The following is a 2,870-nucleotide window of genomic DNA, read 5'->3' on the forward strand; positions in this document are numbered from 1 at the left end:
AAATCCGCTTTCGATAGCTGGGCGCATGCTGCGAAAGCGGATTTCTTACTTAAAAACTCCCTCAGGCAAGAGCTATGCAATTGAAACGAGTTGTTGTAACCGGAATTGGTGCCCTTACACCTATCGGAAATAATTTACAGGAATATTGGAACGGACTCATAAACGGAGTTTCCGGTGCCGACTTTATTACCCAGTTTGATGCCTCAAAATTCAAAACACGCTTTGCCTGCGAGTTAAAGAATTTCGACCCATTGAATTTTCTCGACCGTAAAGAAGCCCGCAAAATTGACCGTTTTACCCAAACTGCCATCATCTCAAGCGATATGGCGGTGATTGACGCCGGCATTAATAAAGAGAATGTCAACGTTGACCGGGTAGGGGTTGTTTTCGCGAGCGGAATTGGCGGTTTGATAACCTTCCAGGAAGAAGTGGTAAACTTCGCCAAAGGTGATGGCACCCCCCGCTTTAATCCTTTCTTCATTCCCAAGATGATCCTGGATATTGCAGCTGGTCATATCTCCATGCGACATGGATTTCGTGGTCCCAATTTTGCGGTAGTTAGTGCCTGTGCTTCTTCTACCAACGCCATTATGGATGCGTTCAACCTCATTAGGTTAGGCAAGGCTGATATCATTCTAACCGGTGGTGCTGAAAGTGTTATCAGCGAAGCTGGGGTGGGTGGTTTCAATGCCATGAAAGCCCTGAGCGAACGTAACGACGATCCAAAAACAGCCAGCCGCCCTTATGACAAAGAACGTGATGGTTTTGTTATGGGTGAAGGCTCCGGGGTACTGGTAGTAGAGGAACTGGAACACGCTTTAAAACGTGGAGCAAAAATTTATTGCGAAATTGCTGGTTGCGGAGCTACTGCCGATGCGCATCATATTACAGCCCCTCATCCCGAAGGACTGGGCGCCAAAAATGTAATGTTGGTTGCTTTTGACGACGCCGGCATGAAGCCCGAGGATATTGATTATGTCAATACCCATGGAACTTCAACTCCATTAGGCGATATTGCAGAAATAAAAGCGATCACCGATGTTTTTGGTGAACATGCCTTTAAGGTAAACATCAGTTCTACAAAATCCATGACGGGGCACTGTTTAGGCGCCGCCGGGGTAATAGAAGCAATAGCCTGTATCCAAAGCGTGGTACATGATATTGTTCCGCCTACCATCAACCATTTTACCGACGACCCTGATCTTGATTCGCGATTAAATTTCACCTTTGAAAAAGCCCAGCAGCGAACTGTACGCGCTGCATTAAGTAATACATTTGGGTTTGGAGGGCATAATGCCTGCGTAATCGTGAAAAAGTTTGAAGCGTAGTTTTTACGCGTAGAGTTGTTGAGGTAATATTGAACATTTTTGATGGTTGCGGAGTCCGGCCCTATTAATGATTTTTTGGCTTAATGAAAAATTAGTAGATTGACAATTGTGGGAATCCTGGACCGCTTTTTAGGCAAAGAAGAGAATCTTTCTTTTAAAAAGAATCTGCGCAATGTACTGGGTTTTACCCCGGGCAAGCTCGCATTATATAAAGCTGCCCTTACCCATCGTTCGGTAAGGGATAGTGCCGACGAAAATAATGAACGGCTCGAGTACCTCGGAGATGCTATTCTCAGTGGGATCGTAGCCGATTTTCTTTTTAAAAAATATCCCTACAAAGAAGAAGGCTTTCTTACCGAAATGCGGTCTAAAATGGTGAACCGGAATAAACTCAATGAGATCGCCATCAAAATGGGTTTAAAAAAGATCACCTTCTACAATAAGTTCGATAACTCTCTTAAAATGAGCCAGATCTTTGGTAACACCCTCGAAGCAGTGGTAGGCGCCATTTATCTGGACCGGGGTTTCGAAAAAACCAAACAATGGGTGTTTGAATGTATTGTTATACCCCATTTGTACATGGAAGACCTGGAACTGCTCGAGATCAACCATAAGAATAAATTATACGGCTGGGCCAATAAAAATGGTAAGAACCTGGAGTTCGAAACGCTCGACGAACGCATAGAAGGCGGCCGCCGCCTGTTTACCATTGGCGCCGTAGTAGATGGCGAACTCCTCGCCGAAGGCAAAGCCTACAATAAAAAAGACGCCTCCCAGATTGCCGCCGCTATCGCTATTGATAAATTGAATTTGAATAAAACGGAAGCGCCGGAAGAGGAATAGTCGCTTACCTATAGAGAAAGCCTTGAATAGCGTGAAACGGCAAATCCGTCAGCTGGCGGATGAAAGGGCTCGCGACAATGAAATATTCCACTCTATTTTCATTTTTCAGCCAATTTATTTCTCTGCCCTTTATCAACCCTGCCAACCCCGTCAACTCTATCAACTTCCAACTTTATTTTCCTTAACCCCTTCTACCTCGTTAACTTGTCAACCTGTTAACCTGTTAACTCGTCAACTGGTCAACTACCCCCTTACCCTGCTAAATTCCCCATTAAATCATTAGCAACTCCAACCAAACCCTCTACCCCTCCCTAAACAATTCCACTTATTGTACTTTTTTTCCATTTGTGGGAAAGAAATCGCTTATTGGGCTAATATTCACCGGTAGGAAATATTGTTTTTTTCTAGAATGTGGGAAACTAAAAAGGATATATGATAATCAATAAGATATAAAGACGAATGCCCAATCCCGGTATCGCTTTTTGTGTTCTATTTACTCATGCCAAAAAAACAGGTACGTGTATTGAAAACATTAGTGCATTAAACTGTTTTACCCCATGAAAGCCCTTTTCGTAACCCTTTTTACCCTGCTGATGGCTACCAGCCTGATGGCAAATAAAAAAACTGCCGTAGCTAATGGTAACTGGTCCACCGGTAGTAGCTGGAATCCCGGCAGTACTCCTGCTGATGGAGACTCCT

General features: G+C 44.1%; 2 protein-coding genes. Both read left to right on the forward strand.

Annotated elements, in window-relative coordinates; translation table 11 throughout:
* Window positions 1-74 precede the first annotated feature (74 nt).
* Window positions 75-1,328, forward strand: coding sequence for a beta-ketoacyl-ACP synthase II (gene fabF / locus ACJ751_RS21055; protein ID WP_407747490.1), 1,254 nt, complete (start codon window positions 75-77; stop codon window positions 1,326-1,328).
* A gap of 108 nt (window positions 1,329-1,436) precedes the next feature.
* Complete coding sequence (locus ACJ751_RS21060; protein WP_407747491.1) at window positions 1,437-2,171, forward strand: ribonuclease III family protein; 735 nt, start codon at window positions 1,437-1,439, stop codon at window positions 2,169-2,171.
* Window positions 2,172-2,870 lie beyond the last annotated feature (699 nt).

The sequence above is a fragment of the Niastella sp. genome (genome assembly GCF_045805085.1).
In the GTDB taxonomy this organism is placed as follows: Bacteria; Bacteroidota; Bacteroidia; order Chitinophagales; family Chitinophagaceae; genus Niastella.

Coding starts and splice junctions, on each gene's coding strand:
- fabF (WP_407747490.1), top strand. CDS start 75: ATGCAATTGAAACGAGTTGTTGTAACCGGAATTGGTGCCCTTACACCT.